Origin of the sequence: uncultured Flavobacterium sp., from assembly GCF_963975005.1 — a bacterium.
GTDB lineage: Bacteria > Bacteroidota > Bacteroidia > Flavobacteriales > Flavobacteriaceae > Flavobacterium.
Genome location: NZ_CAXBFR010000003.1, coordinates 1 through 15,844 on the forward strand (window position 1 = coordinate 1; position 15,844 = coordinate 15,844).

Sequence of the window (15,844 nt, forward strand, 5' to 3'; positions counted from 1 at the left end):
CAATTCCAATATTTCTTGTATATTTTAAATCTCTTGCCATTTCTTATTTATTAAAATCTGAAGTGAGAGAATGCTTTATTTGCATCTGCCATTTTGTGAGTATCCATTCTTTTCTTAACTGCTGCACCTTCTTCTTTAGCTGCTGCTAAAATTTCTGATGACAATTTTCCAGCCATAGATTTCTCATTTCTTTTTCTAGCATATAGAATTAACCATTTCATTGCAGTAGAAATTTTTCTATCTGGACGAATTTGCATTGGTATTTGGAATGTAGCTCCACCAACTCTACGACTACGAACTTCTACGTGAGGCATAACGTTTGTTAAAGCGTCTTTCCATAATTCTAAAGCTGATTTTTCATTATCACCTTTTTTTGCTTCCACGATGTCTAATGCATCATAAAAAACTTTAAAAGCTGTTGATTTCTTACCATCCCACATCAAGTTGTTCACAAAACGTGTTACCAACTGATCGTTAAATTTTGGATCTGGTAAAAGGGGTCTTTTTTTTGCCGCTCTTTTTCTCATTTCTTTTCGTTTGTGTCAAAGTTTAACAATCAAAAGCAGAAAGCACAATACTTTCACACCTTTAGACATTATCCTCTAGACTGATTTTTGATTTACTTTTTAGCGTCTTTTGGACGTTTTGCACCATACTTAGATCTTCTTTGTGTTCTACCGCTTACTCCGGCAGTGTCTAAAGCACCACGTACGATGTGGTATCTAACTCCTGGTAAATCTTTTACTCTTCCACCTCTAACTAATACTATCGAGTGCTCTTGTAGATTGTGTCCTTCTCCAGGAATGTAAGCATTCACTTCTTTACCATTTGTCAAACGAACCCTTGCTACTTTACGCATTGCAGAGTTTGGTTTTTTTGGTGTAGTAGTGTAAACACGCGTACATACTCCTCTTCTTTGAGGACAAGAATCTAAAGCAGCCGATTTACTCTTCTTAGTCATTTGGGTTCTCCCTAGTCTTACTAATTGTTGAATTGTTGGCATAATTAAATACTAATTTTTCTTGTGATTTATTAATTCCCGCTTTTTTACGGGTTGCAAATGTATGAATATATTTTAACAAAACAAATCTAATTTATTAATTTTCAAAACTTTGTTGCTCATTATTTTTTGTTTTTTGATTATAGTTTGCCGTTACAAAAGATTATATGAAATTATTTTCGTTTTTTTGCGTTAGATAAATGCCATGAAAAAGTTAATTACTATATTCTTCTTCTCTTGCTTTCAACTCTCATTTTCACAACAATTTGAAATGATTGTTGAAGGAAGCAACAAAAAAAATTGACAGCTTAGGTTTTATCAAAAAACACATAAACGTTGCTTCTATAATTGAAGAACAAAAGTCTTTAGAACAAAAACTTCAATACAAAGGGTATTTTCAAAATGAATTATTGCTTCAAACAAAATTAAATGATAGCGTTTTCTTTTTTAAATACAGTTTAAAGAGTCAAGTTCAACTTGTGCATATATATATAGGTATAAATTCAGCAGAAGAAAAAGAACTATTAAGTCTAGAAAATGATTCCATAAAACTAACTATTGAGAATGTTGAATCTTTTATGCAAAATAAAATTTCTTTACTTGAAAAGAAAGGATATTCACTAGCTAAACTAAAACTAACAGATTACAATCAGGTTAATAATTATTTGGAAGCTAAATTAGTTTTAGATTTAAACCAAAAAAGAAATTTAACAAATATCGTAATTGAAGGTTATGACAAGTTTCCATATGGAATTAAAAAGGCAATTTTAAAGAAAGCAAGACGATTGGATTTCAATCAGGATAATGTTTCGAAAATTTATAAAGATTTTAATGAATTGCGTTTTGTAACTCAAACCAAATATCCTGAAATATTATTCACCAAAGATTCTACAAAAGTTTACGTTTATCTTGAGAAAGCCAAACCTAATAAATTTGATGGTTTTATAGGATTTGCCAATGATGAAAATTCCAATCTTCGTTTTAATGGTTATTTGGATTTACAATTGCAGAATATTTTAAATTCGGGTGAAAAGTTGAGTTTGTTTTGGAAAAACGACGGAAAACAACAATCAAGTTTTAATTTAGGAACTGAAATTCCGTACATGTTTAAAAGTCCGTTTGGAATTAAAGCTGATTTGCGAATTTTCAAACAAGACAGTACATTTCAAAACACAAAGACCGATTTGAATTTAGGATATTATTTCAAATACAATTCGAAAGTATATTTAGGCTACCAAAAAACAACTTCAGTTGATATTCAAAATACAAATTCGTTTAGCATTAATGATTTTACCAATACTTTTATTACTTCTACTTTTGATTATATTGACTTTAACAATGATGATTTCTTATTTCCAGAAAAGACAAAATTCAACATTAAACTTGGATCAGGAAATCGAACCATAAGTTCTTTAAAAACAAATCAATTTTTCGGACAAGTCAGTTTTAGTCACAATTTATATTTGAATGAAAAAAATATTATAAATATAAAAAACGAAACTTTTTATCTACAAAGTGATGATTACATAGTTAATGAATTATATCGTTTCGGCGGCATAAATTCGATTCGTGGTTTTAGTGAAAATAGTTTACAAGCCAATGCATATAGCGGGATTTTAACCGAATATCGCTACATGATGTCACCAAGTATTTACGTTCATTCGATAATTGATTATGGTTATTTTCAAGACAAAACCTCTAATTTGAGTAATAGTTTATTGGGATTAGGTTTTGGCTTTGGTCTTTTTACTAAAAATGGTTTATTCAATTTTATATATGCAAATGGATCTACCAATGAACAAAACATCAAACTTTCTAACTCAATTGTTCATGTTAGTTTTAAAACTTATTTTTAAGAAGAGATTAAAAATTAAAGGATTGAAAAATTGAAAGATTTCATTGTTTGTTCAATACCTTTTAACCTCATAAACTTTTAAACTACTAAACTTTTAAAAATTCTAATAAAAAGACTATTTTTGCCAAATGGAAAGAGATAATCAAATATTCGGAATACGTGCTATAATTGAAGCGATTCAATCAAAAACAGAAATTGATAAAGTTTTTTTACAAAAAGAGCTTCAAGGTGACTTGATGAAGGATTTGATGAAAGCTATGAAACAGAACAACGTTAATTTCTCTTACGTTCCTGTAGAAAAATTAAACCGCTTGACTTCTGGAAACCATCAAGGTGCTGTGGCAACGATTTCTCCAGTTTCTTTTCATGATCTAGAAACATTGATAGAAACTGTTTTGGCTAAAGAAAAAACGCCTTTGTTTTTAATTTTAGACCAATTATCTGATGCTCGTAACTTTGGAGCAATTATAAGAACGGCTGAATGCACTGGTGTTGACGGAATTATTGTTCAAAAACAAGGTTCTGCTCCAGTAAATGGTGACACCGTTAAAACAAGTGCTGGTGCTGTTTTTAATGTTCCAATTTGTAAAGTTGACCATATTAAAGATGCAATTTTTCATTTACAAGGAAGTGGTATAAAAACTATTGCTGCTACTGAAAAAACAGATAGCAATATTTATGATTTAACGCTAAACGAACCTTTGGCTATCATAATGGGAAGCGAAGATAGAGGTGTAAACCCATCTGTGTTGAAAATTGTGGATGAAAAAGCAAAATTACCAATGTACGGAACTATTGAATCTTTGAATGTTTCTGTAGCTTGTGGTGCTTTTTTATATGAGGTTGTTAGGCAGAGACAGTAAAAAAAAATTTGGTTCTCAGTCTTTAGTTGGCAGTGAAATTACTCCTTTTTAAATCCAATAAAATCTTAAACCCCTTTTGTGGTTAAAATGCAGTTTTTAATTTAGTAAGAAAAATACGCAATAAGTATTTGAAATACTAAATTTTAAAAATTAAAATGATTTTTTTAATTACATTTGCTCACTTTATAAAAAAAAAGAAAAAAAATGAAATTAAAAAAATTATTAGCAGTTGGTTTTCTGATGGCTTTGAATGCTTCTAACTTATTTGCTCAAAACATTTCTGGTGAAAATATTGAATATGAATCGCTAAAAGCTCCCATTTACAGTACTGAAGAAGCTTTAAGAACTTTTAAAGTTAATCTAACTTCACCTTACAACCTTACTGCTGAGGACGTAATAGCACAATCAAAAGTTGATTTTGAAAATGATGTTAAAAATTATGACAAAAAAGTAGCTAACAGCGAAAAAGAGTTTCAAGAAAAACTTAAAGACCATGATGATGAAGTTCTAAAAGCAAAAGAAAAATTTGAATTAGAATCTGCAGAATTTAAAAAACTATCTTTATTAGAGCGTCTATCAATGACTGATCAAGGTAAAAACCCAAAATTAGTCACACCAAATAAACCGGTATACGTAAAACCTACAAAACCTGTTTATCAATCTCCTAATTTAAATGATTACATTATTGTAAACAACAGCGTTCTTGAAACACAAATTAAAATTACAGGCTTTACTACTTCAGGTAAAAATTTAGAGGTTTTTTTAGATATTGATAAAATTACTTTTCAAGATAATGCAGGTCAAACTTTTGCAAAGCAACCAACAAAATTAAAAGTATTGGTTAATGGTGTTGAAAAAGTTAAAACGTCGATCTTTGAAGATTTTAAATTTGTTTCATCTTCTCCAAGTAACAACATAAACAAACCATTAACTGAAAAAAACTTTTTGACAGAAGTTATCAATACAGTGAATACTTACTTAAACGATAATTTTGGATATCAATCTTATAAAAGTACAGTAAAGATCTTAAGCGTAAAAAACAAAGGAAAATATGATGATCTAGAAAAAGCAGATATTTATATCTCAACAAATCTTAGAAAATTAAACCCTCAAAACCCTGAAATGACTGTAGCTGCAAAAGCGGGTTTACAAAAAGGAATTGACATTTGGACAAATACACTTACAAAAGTTGACTACAAAGACAAGAAAGCTGAATTTAATTCTAAGATAGCTGAATTTGTATATTTCAATCTTATCCGTTTGAATTTAGCGTTGGGTAATAAAAAAGATGCTGAAAAATATTTGAATGAAATGCAAGAAAATATGATTTATATGAAATTATCTTACGATGATGAAAATGAATTAAAAAGCATTGAAAATCAAATTTATAAATCTAAATAATTTTTAAATTTCGAATCAAAATGAAATTAAAACACATCTCTTATATTGTCCTTTTTATTGTTTCGTTTTTGAATGCACAAAACAACATTAAAGGCGATAATTTTGAATTTGACAAAGAATTCGAAGAACATCCAGAAATAGTTTTAGCTGATAATTACAATCACTACCTCTTTACAGTTACAAATAGAGATGGAATGTTATCTAGTCATAAATTGACCTTAAGAAAGTTTGATCAAAAAAATCAATTAGTAGATACTTTTGTTAAAGATTTTGCTATTGACTTGTATACCTTACATAACTTTCATGGCGTTTATGTAATTGATGATACTAAAATCGCTTTTATAGTTGAATCTTATTCCAATAAAAGAAAAATAAATGAACTTATTAAATATGTATTTGATAAAAAAACAGGCACATATAGTTCAGATGTTATCAGTTCACATGCAAGCACAGATGATAAAAAGTTTGGAAGTTTTTATGTAAAAAAATCTCTAAACCATAAATTTATCGGAATTACTTATGAAACTAGAAACAAAAAGAAGGAACCAGAAATTACAGAATGTATGGTTTTAAACAATTCTACTTTTGGTCAAGTTTTTACTAAAACCGTTCAATTTGAAGATGAATTTTATACTGATGAGAAAATAATGTCAAATAGTGGTCATTTTATTTTTTTAAGAAGACCTAGAAGCTATAAAGAAACCAATTATTTTGTTGTTATTTCTAAAGATGGTGAAAGTAAAAAAACAATTGAAGAAAACACAAGAGTTCACAAACCCATTGCCATATCAATTGGAACTCAAGATTATTTAATTGCTTTTAATTATAAAGACAAAGGAATAAGAAGAGGTGATTTTGGATCTATTTTATTGTATGATTTAGAGGCAGGTAAAATTTTAAAAAACAATGATATTGAAGATTTTAATAAAATTAAAGATATTGAAGAAGTAAATTTAGGAGCTGTTTTTGTTGAAAACAATCAAATTAGACTTTTTGTTGAAGGAAGATATAAATCAGGCACAAAACCAAGCACAACCTTCCCAAATTCTACTATGAAAGATCCTGTTTACAATTATGGGCCGTCGCATTTGTTCGTTTTTTCATATGATGGTACTTTAACTAACAACATTAATTTAGAAGTTAACCCACAATCAGAACCTACTTTATACCATTCTTTTGGAATGCTTAACGTAAAAGGAGAATACATCATTAATCCGGGAACATATTACAAAGGCAATAATTTACACAATTGGTTGTATAAAATTAATCCAAATAATAATTTTGCTATTACATATCTAAATTACCATTATCAAATATCTGACAATAACAGTTATAAATTTGTGAATCAAGTGGTTTATTATTTCCCAGATACAAACAGATTTTTGACAGCAGCTGTTGTTACTAATGAAAATAAAATGGGATTATTAAGTTTTACTTTAGAATAAAAAAAGCCTACATAACATAAAAAATCGTCATTTATAATGACGATTTTTTTATTCCTTTTTTATTCCTATGAAATCATAAATCACTTTTATAGATGAATTGAAATATTCTTTCACTACTTCTTCTGGTTTTGGTGGTGGAGCGAATTTTCCATTTTCGTCAAAGTTTTTCATAAAAGGATCATTTTTTGGATTGAAATCTGGACTTTCCCAATCGTAAAAAATCGCATGATCAAATTGTGGTGTTTTTAAGAAATAACTCAACACGAAACCTGTAAGAAAACCGAATAAATGTCCTTCCCACGAAATGTTGTTTTTTCCAACTTCTGGAAACATGTACCAAATCATTCCGCCATACAATAAGATTACGGTTAAGGAAACAGCTACTAATCTAAAGTATTTGGTAAAAATTCCTTTGAAGAAAATAAAACTGACTAAAGCATAAACTAATCCACTAATTCCAATATGGTAACTTGGTCTTCCTATCAACCATGTTCCTATACCTGAAAATAAAATTCCGATTATCACTACTGTTACAGCTTGTTCTCTATAAAAATACAGTAAGAATAACAAGAGAACAAATAAAGCAATAGAATTATTAAAAAGATGTTCTAAATCACCATGAATAAAAGGACTTAAAATAATTCCTTTTAATCCGAAACCTGTTCTTGGATAAATACCGTAATGTCCTAAATCTATATGGTAATGATGTTCTACCCAAAATACAATCCACAATACCAATACAAAAAGCAAAGGAAATAGAATTACCGATGGTGTAAATTTGAATGGATTGTCTTTTATTTTGTTCATTTTTGTTACACGGAGTTTCTAAAAGGAAACGCAAAGTTTCACAAAGAATTATTTTTGTTTGTTCAAAGATAACGCCAAATGTGTTTTTATGCTTTTTTGTCAGACCTTTCTAAAAAAACCTACAGAAAATCTTTAGCCCTGATGGGAATGGCATCCTTTTTTGAAAAAAAAGATAGAATGGACAGCAGGAAGAAGCCTTTCTAAAAATGCCTGAAGTTAGTGCTCCAAAAAAATAAAATTATTGTAATTTTACCAAATGGAAGCACCACTAGCCGAAAGAATTCGACCAAAACAATTATCTGAATACATTAGTCAACTGCATTTAGTTGGTGAACAAGGTTCGTTAACACATCAGATTGCGAAAGGGATTATTCCTAGCTTGATTTTGTGGGGACCACCTGGAACGGGAAAAACGACTTTGGCTCAAATTATGGCTGAAGAAAGTAAACGTCCGTTTTACATTTTGAGTGCGATTAATAGTGGTGTGAAGGATATTCGTGAGGTTTTAGACAAAGCGAAACAAAGTGGTGGCTTGTTTACGGCAAAAAATCCGATTTTATTTATTGATGAGATTCACAGATTTAGTAAATCGCAACAGGATTCATTGTTGGCTGCTGTGGAGAAAGGTTGGGTGACTTTAATTGGTGCTACGACTGAAAATCCGAGTTTTGAGGTGATTCCGGCTTTATTGTCAAGATGTCAGGTCTATGTTTTGAATCCGTTTTCGAAAGCTGATTTGGAAGCTTTATTGCATAGAGCGATGGAAACGGATGCTTATTTGAAAACAAAAGACATTCAACTGAAAGAAACGGAAGCTTTGTTGCGACTTTCTGGTGGTGATGGTCGAAAGTTATTGAATGTTTTTGAATTAGTGATTAATGCTAGTGAAGGAGATTTAATTGAAATTACGAATGAAAAAGTAATGCAATTAGCTCAAAAAAACACAGTTTTATATGACAAAACAGGTGAAATGCATTATGATATTGTTTCGGCTTTTATAAAATCGATTCGTGGAAGTGATCCAAATGGTGCGGTTTATTGGTTGGCTCGTATGATTGAAGGTGGTGAAGATGTGAAGTTTATCGCTCGAAGAATGTTGATTTTAGCCAGTGAAGATATTGGAAATGCCAATCCAACTGCTTTGATCATGGCAAATAATACGTTTCAGGCCGCAACTGCAATTGGTTATCCTGAAAGTCGAATTATATTGAGTCAGTGTGCGGTTTATTTAGCAACTTCTGCTAAAAGTAACGCAAGTTATATGGCAATTGGAAAAGCTCAGCAAATCGTAAAACAAACTGGTGACTTACCTATTCCACTTCATTTGCGAAATGCTCCAACGAAATTAATGAAAGAATTAGGGTATGGTGATGAATATAAATATTCGCACGATTTTGCTAATAATTTTGCTGAACAAGAATTTTTACCTGATGATTTAACGGAAACTAAATTCTTTGATCCAGGAGAAAATGCTCGTGAAAAAGAAATTCGTCAGTTTTTGAAGAATCGTTGGAAGGATAAGTATGGGTATTAGTTATGAGTTGATATAAACTAAAATTTCACCTCAACTTCTTCAACCACTAAAACATCATTTTGATAACTTTCAAATTTTGAGTTTTTACCGTTCAAAGTAAAAATTCCTTGAATACTTCCTTTTTTGGCAATGAAAATTGTTGGATTTGAAGTTTTTGAAAGTTCGAATTTTATATTTTTATTTTCGTCGACTAGATTATAACCGTTTTTAGTTAGCACAGAAACTAATTTTGCGTTTTCAATACCAATTTCTTGTTTACTTGATGTCACTTTCTCTTCGGTTAAAACAGCGCTTTCTTTGACTTCTGTCTTATTTTCAGTAGAAATAGCATATTTATTTTTAACATTTGTAAATCCTTTCATAGAAATTAATGCAGCTCGCGTTACTTCATTATATGCTGTATTTATATTTTTTTCTCTCGACTCTGTTTCATCACTAAAAGAGACAACATTGTTTTGACAATCTTTTAATTCAATTTTCATTTTAGTTTTAAACATATTACTGTCTTCAATTAAATCTAAAAACAAAGCATTACATCTATTGCTAGCTACTTCTAAAGGTAATTTGTCTGTTGTATAAAACACTTGGAAACCTTCTTTTTCAAAAAATGATTTACATAAAACATTTAGATTATATTCATTTTCAGCTTTTAAGAAATCGAATTTCTTTGGCATAATGATAACTTTATAATTTTCTTGTGCTACAGAAAGCATAGAAAAAAACAAAATTGATAAAAAAACAATTTTCTTCATTTTATAATATATTTTTTAATTCTAAAAGATGATTTACTTGGTAAACATCGTGATTAATTTCTGTTTTATGCTCGTTGAAAAAGATTGCATCTATACCAAAATCTAAAGCTCCTAAAACATCTGCTTCAAAACTGTCACCAATCATAATGCTTTCTTCTTTTGAAGCTTTTGCAATTCCTAAAGCGTAATCAAAGATAATAGGATTTGGTTTTTTTTGTCCGGCTAATTCTGAATTTGTTATGGTTTCAAAATAATGTCCAATGTTTGAATTATGCAACTTCTTGTCTTGAACTTCACTAAAACCATTAGTTATTATATGCAATTGGTAATTTGGTTTTAAATAGTCTAACAACTCAATGGCACCGTCAAAAAGATGATTGTATTCTGGTAAATACTCAATATAATCATCAGATAATTTGTGAATAATTTCATCAGAAACTTCAAAATTCAAAGCTACAAAAACATCTTTCAATCTATAATAACGTAAATCTTGATGTGAAATCTGATTGACTTGATACAACTTCCAATAATGTTGATTTCTTGGAATATAAATGTTTAAAAATTCTTCTAGAGAAATATCAAAACCTTGATTTTTAAAAATTGCATCAAACGCAAAACCTGAATTTTTATCAAAATCCCAAAGCGTATGATCTAAATCAAAGAACAAATGTTTTTTATGTTTGAACATCTTATTTTTTTACAATTACAGCATCTTCGATGTGATAAATCCAATCTTCTATATCTGTTTCGTTGTATCTAAAAGTTCCTTTTAAAGTCACGTATTGATCCGTGTTTAGTTTTGGCAAACTTCCTCTGAATTTAATTCCAGCTAAAGTTTCTGGCCCAGATTTTCCACAGAAAAAACAAGCTGCAAATACGTTTTTACTAATCGCATAATTCTTCGAATCAATTGGAATAATAAATCCACTAATGACAACCGTTTTCTTTCCTAATGCTTTTAATTTTGCGTTAACTACAGGAAAATCAACTTCTCCATAATCTTTTACTGTTTTTTTACTGTATGAAATGTTTCCTAATAATTTCCATGTCAAAGTATCTTCTGCAACTACTTTATTAGTAGAAGTTTTGAAATTTTTATTCGTTGAATTTGAAAAACTAAATAAGAAAAAAGCAACAAAAAGTGCTACAATAATTTTGGTAAACTTACCCATTTGCTAATGTTTTTGATATATTTAAATTATAGGCTTTTATAGCCGGAATTAACGCTGCAATGATTCCCACAAAGATAGTTAGTAAAAATAGAATTCCTTCTTTATCCCAAATAAATTCATAAGGATTGAAGCTCATTTTAAAATCATCTTCTGCCGAATTGGATAACAACATCAAAGCAATTCTTCCAAGAATCGTTCCAAAAAGGAATCCAACCACACATAACAATAAGCTTTCAATCATTACTAACATTAAAAGTTTGAATCGTCCTGCTCCACTCACTCTTAATAAAGCAAATTCAAATTTACGTTCTTTTAAAGTATTGAATAAAGCAATGAAAATTGAAATTCCAGAAATCAACATGATTCCGTAGGCTAAATATTGAAGAGCATCAATTCCAATTCCAAATAATTTGAATAAACGATTGACTTCAATTGCTGGAGAAGCTACTTGCATTTTTGTGTTTTGAGCAATGATTCTTGGCCAAGTTACAATTCCCATTTTATTTCTAAATTTCAACAAAACAGCTGTGATTTCCATTCCAGGTTCATCGATTGTTAAATCATTTTCGTGGTCATCGTGAACATGTCCTTCTTCTCCATGAATAGGGTTTTCTGCAACTAGGTCATGTTCGTGTTCATCATGTACATGAGCTACTTCACCGTGAGCTGAATTTTCTAGAACTACTTCATCATGATTATGTTCTTCATGACTTCCGTGCATTTGCCAAACACTTGGAATGTTGCATAAAATTAAATTATCTACAACTTTTCCAGTTTTTTCGGCAATTCCAACAACTGTGTATGCTTCATTTTCATGAACTTCTCCTTCTGCTGCATCACCATGTGAACCAAAGAACTCATCTCCTACTCTAATGTTTAATTTTTGAGCAATGTCGTTTCCAATAACAACATCAAAATTATGTTCAAATAGCTTTCCTTCAGAAATTTTTGCTCCATATTTTTCTAAATAATCAGGTGTTGTTCCTAAAATTTTAAAACCTCTATAATTATCTCCAAACGCTAAGGGAATTGCTTTTTCTAAAAAAGGGCTTTTCATCCAAACTTTTGCAGAATCATAACTTATATTTCCTGTTGGTGCATCTACTTGATAAACGGAAGAAAGTATTAATTGCAAAGGACTTCCTTGTGCTCCCATTACTAAATCAACACCGTCAATATTACTGTTGAATTTTTCTTCAAATTGTTTTTCTAGTAAAATTAAAACCGTAATTATCGCAACACTTGACATCAATAAAATGATGCTCAAAATTGTGTTTAAAGGTTTAAACCAAATGTTTCTCCAAGCTAATTTTGCAATCATATCATTGTAATTTGGTTGTGAAACTTCTCTTTAATTCGGCTATCATGTGTTACAATGATTAATGTTGCTTTATATTCTTTAGATAAAGACGTCAATAATTCAATCACGATTTCTGTGTTTTTATCATCTAAACTTGATGTTGGTTCATCAGCTAAAAGTACTTTTGGCTCGTTGATTAAAGCTCTAGCAATTGAAACACGCTGTTGTTGCCCAACACTTAATTGTGATGGTAATTTTGACGCATGATCTTCTAATCCTAATTGGTTTAAAAGTTTTTTGGCTGATGCTGTATTTTTCTTTCCTGTTGCCAACCAACTTGTCATTTCTAAATTTTCTAAAATAGTTAAAGAAGCAATGAAATGCGGTTTTTGAAATACAATTCCGATATATTTTCCTCTAAATGAATCATTTTTTCTTTCGGATAATGTCACAATATCAGTAGAATCAATTTCTATTGAACCTGATTTTGGTCGCAATAATCCAGCTAAAAGATGCAAATAAGTTGTTTTCCCTCTTCCTGAATTTCCTGTGATTAGAATTGTATTTCCGGCCGTACAAAATAATGCTGGCATATGAAATAATTCTCCTTTTGGGTATTGAAATGTAATGTTATTAGTGCTTATCATATTTTCTTAAATTCCAATATTTTAAATTCCAAATTCCAATATTGTAAATTCTAATTTCTAATTTCTGAATTTATAAGTGGCAAGATAAGAATTTGAAACGTATTTATTTCTTAAACTTATCTAAAAAATTCCTTCATCATTAAAACTATAAAATCCGTTTTCTGTGATGATAATATGATCTAAAACGTTTATTTCAAGATGTTTCGAAGCTTCTTTAATTTTTTTAGTAATTTGAATATCAGCATCACTAGCTAATAATTTCCCTGAAGGATGATTATGTGTTAGAATAATTGAGATTGCGTTGTGTTCAAAAGCTGTTTTAAAAATCAAACGAACATCTACAACTGTTCCTGTTAAACCACCTTTTGATAGTTGGGATTTATGAATTACTTTATTGGAATTATTCAAATATAAAACCCAAAACTCTTCGTGAGGCAATTCACCAATTATAGGTTGCATGATTTCGAAAACCATTTTACTAGATGTGATTTTCTTTAATTCAATAGATTCTTCTGCTCTTCTTCGTCTTCCTAATTCTAATGCTGCTGCGATTGAAATTGCTTTTGCTTCACCAATTCCTTTAAAATTTAAAAGCTGATTTACCGAAACTTTTCCTAAAGCATTGAGATTGTTATTTGTTGAAGCTAAAATACGTTGGCATAATTGCACGGCACTCTCATTTCGAGAACCAGAACCAATTAAAATAGCCAATAATTCAGAATCAGATAAGGAAGATTTTCCTTTAAGTAGAAATTTTTCACGTGGGCGATCGTCTTCAGCCCATTGGTTGATTGGTGTGTACATAATTTATTTGGCTTATATTAAAGTACAAATGAAAATAATTTTATAATAACTTCAAAATAAAAACGTTAGAATTTTTTAATAGACCGCAAATTTCACGAATTATCACAAATGAATTAATATGAACAAACCAATCTATATTATCTTATTTTCTTTAATCACTTTGTTTTCTTGTAAAAAAGACGCCAAAATGACTGATGTAATTTTTTCAAATCAAAAGGAAATTGTTCAAAATATTAGTATAGAAAATCCGAATTCTTTTGCTGAAAAATTATCAAATGCTGCAATTTCGATAATTGATGATAAAGTAGTTTACACACCAAGTTATGTTTCTATAAAATACCCAAATGGTGATGTTCCTGCAAAAACTGGAGTTTGCACTGATGTTATAATTCGTGCTTACAGAAAATTGAATATTGATTTACAAAAAGAAGTTCATGAAGACATGAAAGTAAATTTTTCAAGATATCCAAAAACTTGGGGTTTAACAAAAACTGACACTAATATTGACCACAGAAGAGTTCCTAATTTAGAAGTTTTTTTTGAAAGAAAAGGAGAAAAATTAAAGGTAACCCAAAATGCTTCTGATTACAAAACAGGTGAACTAGTAACTTGGATGATTAATGGAAAATTACCTCATATTGGTATCATTACGCATTTAAAATCTGCCGATGGAAAACGAAATTTAATTGTCCACAATGTTGGTGGCGGACAAGTTTTGCAAGATTGTTTGTTTAGTTATGAGATTATTGGGCATTATAGATATATTAATTAAGTCATTATGATAAACGGAACAATCTTGACTTGTTTTAAGCTACTTGATATTGCTTCGTTCCTCGCAATGACTTTACTTCATTAACCCTTTCACTTCTTCAAAATCCAAACCACCATAATTACCTGAACTCATCAATAATAAGGCTGAATTATCAAAATTTTGTGCAAACAAGAACTCTTTAAATTCTTTTGGATTCGTATAAATAATTAAATCTTCTCTTTGAAATGATTGTGCAATTTGTTCGTAAGTTACTTCTTCTAATTGCTTAATTTTTACAGCATCTGGTGAATAAAAAACAACCGCAACATCGGCTGAATCCAATGCTCCTTGGTATTCTTTTAAGAATTCTGCATTCAAACTACTGTACGTATGTAATTCTAAACAAGCAATTAATTTTCTATTTGGATATTGATTTTTTACGGCTTTTGTAGTGGCAGAAACTTTACTTGGTGAATGTGCAAAATCTTTATAAGCTACTTTTCCTTTTCCTTCTGCAATTTTCTCTAAACGTTTACTCGCTCCTTTAAAAGTCGCTATTGCTTCATAAAAATCAGCTTCATCAACTCCCATGTTTTGGCAAATCCATTTTGCACCAGCTAAATTATTTAGGTTATGTGCTCCAAAAACTTCAATTGGCATTGGTCCTTCTGGTGTGTCTAATAAAGTTGTTCCGTCTTCAACAGTATAACTTGGAGTTTGGTATGGCAATCTTCTAATGGTATTTTGCGAATCTTCTGCGACTTTTTTCACAGCTTCATCTTCTTCATTATAAATTAGAATTCCACCTTTTGTAATTTGATTAACGAATATTTCAAACTGTTCTACATAATTTTCAAAGGTTGGAAATACATTAATATGATCCCAAGCAATTCCTGAAAGTAAAGCAATATTTGGTTGGTATAAATGAAATTTTGGTCTTCTATCTATTGGTGAAGACAAATATTCATCACCTTCTAAAACGATAAAATCATTTTCATGTGTTAAATGCACCATAGTATCAAAGCCTTCTAATTGAGCTCCAACCATATAATCTACTTCGATATTATGAAAATGCATTACGTGCAAAATCATAGATGTGATTGTAGTTTTTCCGTGAGAACCACCAATTACAACTCGCGTTTTATTTTTAGATTGCTCGTATAAAAATTCAGGATAAGAATAAATTTTTAATCCTAACTCTTGTGCTTTCAACAATTCTGGATTGTCTTCCTTTGCATGCATTCCTAAAATAATAGCTTCAATATCTGAAGTTATTTTTTCTGGAAACCAGCCCATTTCATTTGGCAATAATCCTTTTTTATCTAATCTTGATTTAGATGGTTCAAAAATAGCATCATCGCTACCTGTAACTTGATATCCTTTATTGTGTAAGGCTAGAGCTAAATTGTGCATGGCTGCTCCACCAATGGCTATGAAATGTGTACGCATTTGAAATTCCAATATTTAAAATTCCAAATTCCAATATAAAAACTAATTTGAAATTTGGGATTTG

The 15,844-nt window shown here is 29.9% G+C and carries 16 protein-coding genes; 6 read left to right on the plus strand and 10 right to left on the minus strand.

Annotated features, from left to right (window positions below; all coding sequences use genetic code 11):
* Nucleotides 1-50 precede the first annotated feature (50 nt).
* Both rpsG and rpsL read right to left on the minus strand, forming a co-directional pair.
* Complete coding sequence (gene rpsG, locus AACZ53_RS00790; RefSeq protein ID WP_026717851.1) at nt 51-527, minus strand: 30S ribosomal protein S7; 477 nt, start codon at nt 525-527, stop codon at nt 51-53.
* A gap of 92 nt (nt 528-619) precedes the next feature.
* Nucleotides 620-1,003 carry a 30S ribosomal protein S12 gene (gene rpsL / locus AACZ53_RS00795; RefSeq protein WP_026717850.1) on the minus strand — a complete coding sequence of 128 codons (384 nt, stop codon included), beginning with the start codon at nt 1,001-1,003 and terminating at the stop codon, nt 620-622.
* 275 nt (nt 1,004-1,278) lie between these two features.
* On the opposite strand from rpsL, the gene AACZ53_RS00800 reads away from it, so the two are divergent.
* From AACZ53_RS00800 to AACZ53_RS00815, 4 genes are all read left to right on the plus strand, one after another.
* On the plus strand, nt 1,279-2,856 hold the full coding sequence (locus AACZ53_RS00800; protein WP_339833581.1) for a hypothetical protein: 1,578 nt from the start codon (nt 1,279-1,281) through the stop codon (nt 2,854-2,856).
* A 127-nt stretch (nt 2,857-2,983) separates the two neighbouring features.
* Nucleotides 2,984-3,718 (plus strand): 23S rRNA (guanosine(2251)-2'-O)-methyltransferase RlmB, encoded by a 735-nt coding sequence (rlmB, locus tag AACZ53_RS00805; protein WP_339833584.1) that lies wholly within the window; start codon nt 2,984-2,986, stop codon nt 3,716-3,718.
* A 204-nt stretch (nt 3,719-3,922) separates the two neighbouring features.
* Nucleotides 3,923-5,119 carry a hypothetical protein gene (locus AACZ53_RS00810; protein WP_339833587.1) on the plus strand — a complete coding sequence of 399 codons (1,197 nt, stop codon included), beginning with the start codon at nt 3,923-3,925 and terminating at the stop codon, nt 5,117-5,119.
* A gap of 20 nt (nt 5,120-5,139) precedes the next feature.
* Nucleotides 5,140-6,564: a hypothetical protein gene (locus AACZ53_RS00815; RefSeq protein WP_339833589.1), complete on the plus strand. Its 1,425-nt coding sequence runs from the start codon at nt 5,140-5,142 to the stop codon at nt 6,562-6,564.
* A 48-nt stretch (nt 6,565-6,612) separates the two neighbouring features.
* Here the strand turns inward: AACZ53_RS00815 and AACZ53_RS00820 are convergent, their stop codons facing one another.
* A complete protein-coding gene (locus AACZ53_RS00820; RefSeq protein ID WP_339833591.1) occupies nt 6,613-7,371 on the minus strand; it encodes a rhomboid family intramembrane serine protease in 759 nt (252 codons plus the stop codon).
* Between the two features lie 256 nt (nt 7,372-7,627).
* On the opposite strand from AACZ53_RS00820, the gene AACZ53_RS00825 reads away from it, so the two are divergent.
* Nucleotides 7,628-8,905: a replication-associated recombination protein A gene (locus tag AACZ53_RS00825; protein ID WP_339833593.1), complete on the plus strand. Its 1,278-nt coding sequence runs from the start codon at nt 7,628-7,630 to the stop codon at nt 8,903-8,905.
* Between the two features lie 17 nt (nt 8,906-8,922).
* Here AACZ53_RS00825 and AACZ53_RS00830 read toward each other — a convergent pair whose 3' ends face one another.
* The 6 genes from AACZ53_RS00830 to radC form a co-directional block, all read right to left on the minus strand.
* Nucleotides 8,923-9,657 carry a hypothetical protein gene (locus tag AACZ53_RS00830; RefSeq protein ID WP_339833595.1) on the minus strand — a complete coding sequence of 245 codons (735 nt, stop codon included), beginning with the start codon at nt 9,655-9,657 and terminating at the stop codon, nt 8,923-8,925.
* Nucleotide 9,658: 1 nt separating this feature from the next.
* A complete protein-coding gene (locus AACZ53_RS00835) occupies nt 9,659-10,345 on the minus strand; it encodes a YjjG family noncanonical pyrimidine nucleotidase (protein WP_339833598.1) in 687 nt (228 codons plus the stop codon).
* A gap of 1 nt (nt 10,346) precedes the next feature.
* Nucleotides 10,347-10,829, minus strand: a complete 483-nt coding sequence (locus tag AACZ53_RS00840; protein ID WP_339833600.1) for a hypothetical protein — start codon at nt 10,827-10,829, stop codon at nt 10,347-10,349.
* Nucleotides 10,822-12,150, minus strand: a complete 1,329-nt coding sequence (locus AACZ53_RS00845) for an FtsX-like permease family protein (RefSeq protein ID WP_339833602.1) — start codon at nt 12,148-12,150, stop codon at nt 10,822-10,824. The genes AACZ53_RS00840 and AACZ53_RS00845 overlap by 8 nt, the downstream gene beginning before the upstream one ends.
* Complete coding sequence (locus tag AACZ53_RS00850) at nt 12,147-12,776, minus strand: ABC transporter ATP-binding protein (RefSeq protein ID WP_339833605.1); 630 nt, start codon at nt 12,774-12,776, stop codon at nt 12,147-12,149. The genes AACZ53_RS00845 and AACZ53_RS00850 overlap by 4 nt, the downstream gene beginning before the upstream one ends.
* A 120-nt stretch (nt 12,777-12,896) precedes the next feature.
* Nucleotides 12,897-13,580 (minus strand): DNA repair protein RadC, encoded by a 684-nt coding sequence (gene radC, locus AACZ53_RS00855; RefSeq protein WP_339833608.1) that lies wholly within the window; start codon nt 13,578-13,580, stop codon nt 12,897-12,899.
* Nucleotides 13,581-13,698: 118 nt separating this feature from the next.
* On the opposite strand from radC, the gene AACZ53_RS00860 reads away from it, so the two are divergent.
* Nucleotides 13,699-14,352, plus strand: a complete 654-nt coding sequence (locus AACZ53_RS00860; protein WP_339833611.1) for a DUF1287 domain-containing protein — start codon at nt 13,699-13,701, stop codon at nt 14,350-14,352.
* A 72-nt stretch (nt 14,353-14,424) separates the two neighbouring features.
* Here AACZ53_RS00860 and AACZ53_RS00865 read toward each other — a convergent pair whose 3' ends face one another.
* Nucleotides 14,425-15,780, minus strand: a complete 1,356-nt coding sequence (locus AACZ53_RS00865; RefSeq protein WP_339833613.1) for a Mur ligase family protein — start codon at nt 15,778-15,780, stop codon at nt 14,425-14,427.
* Nucleotides 15,781-15,844: the final 64 nt, after the last annotated feature.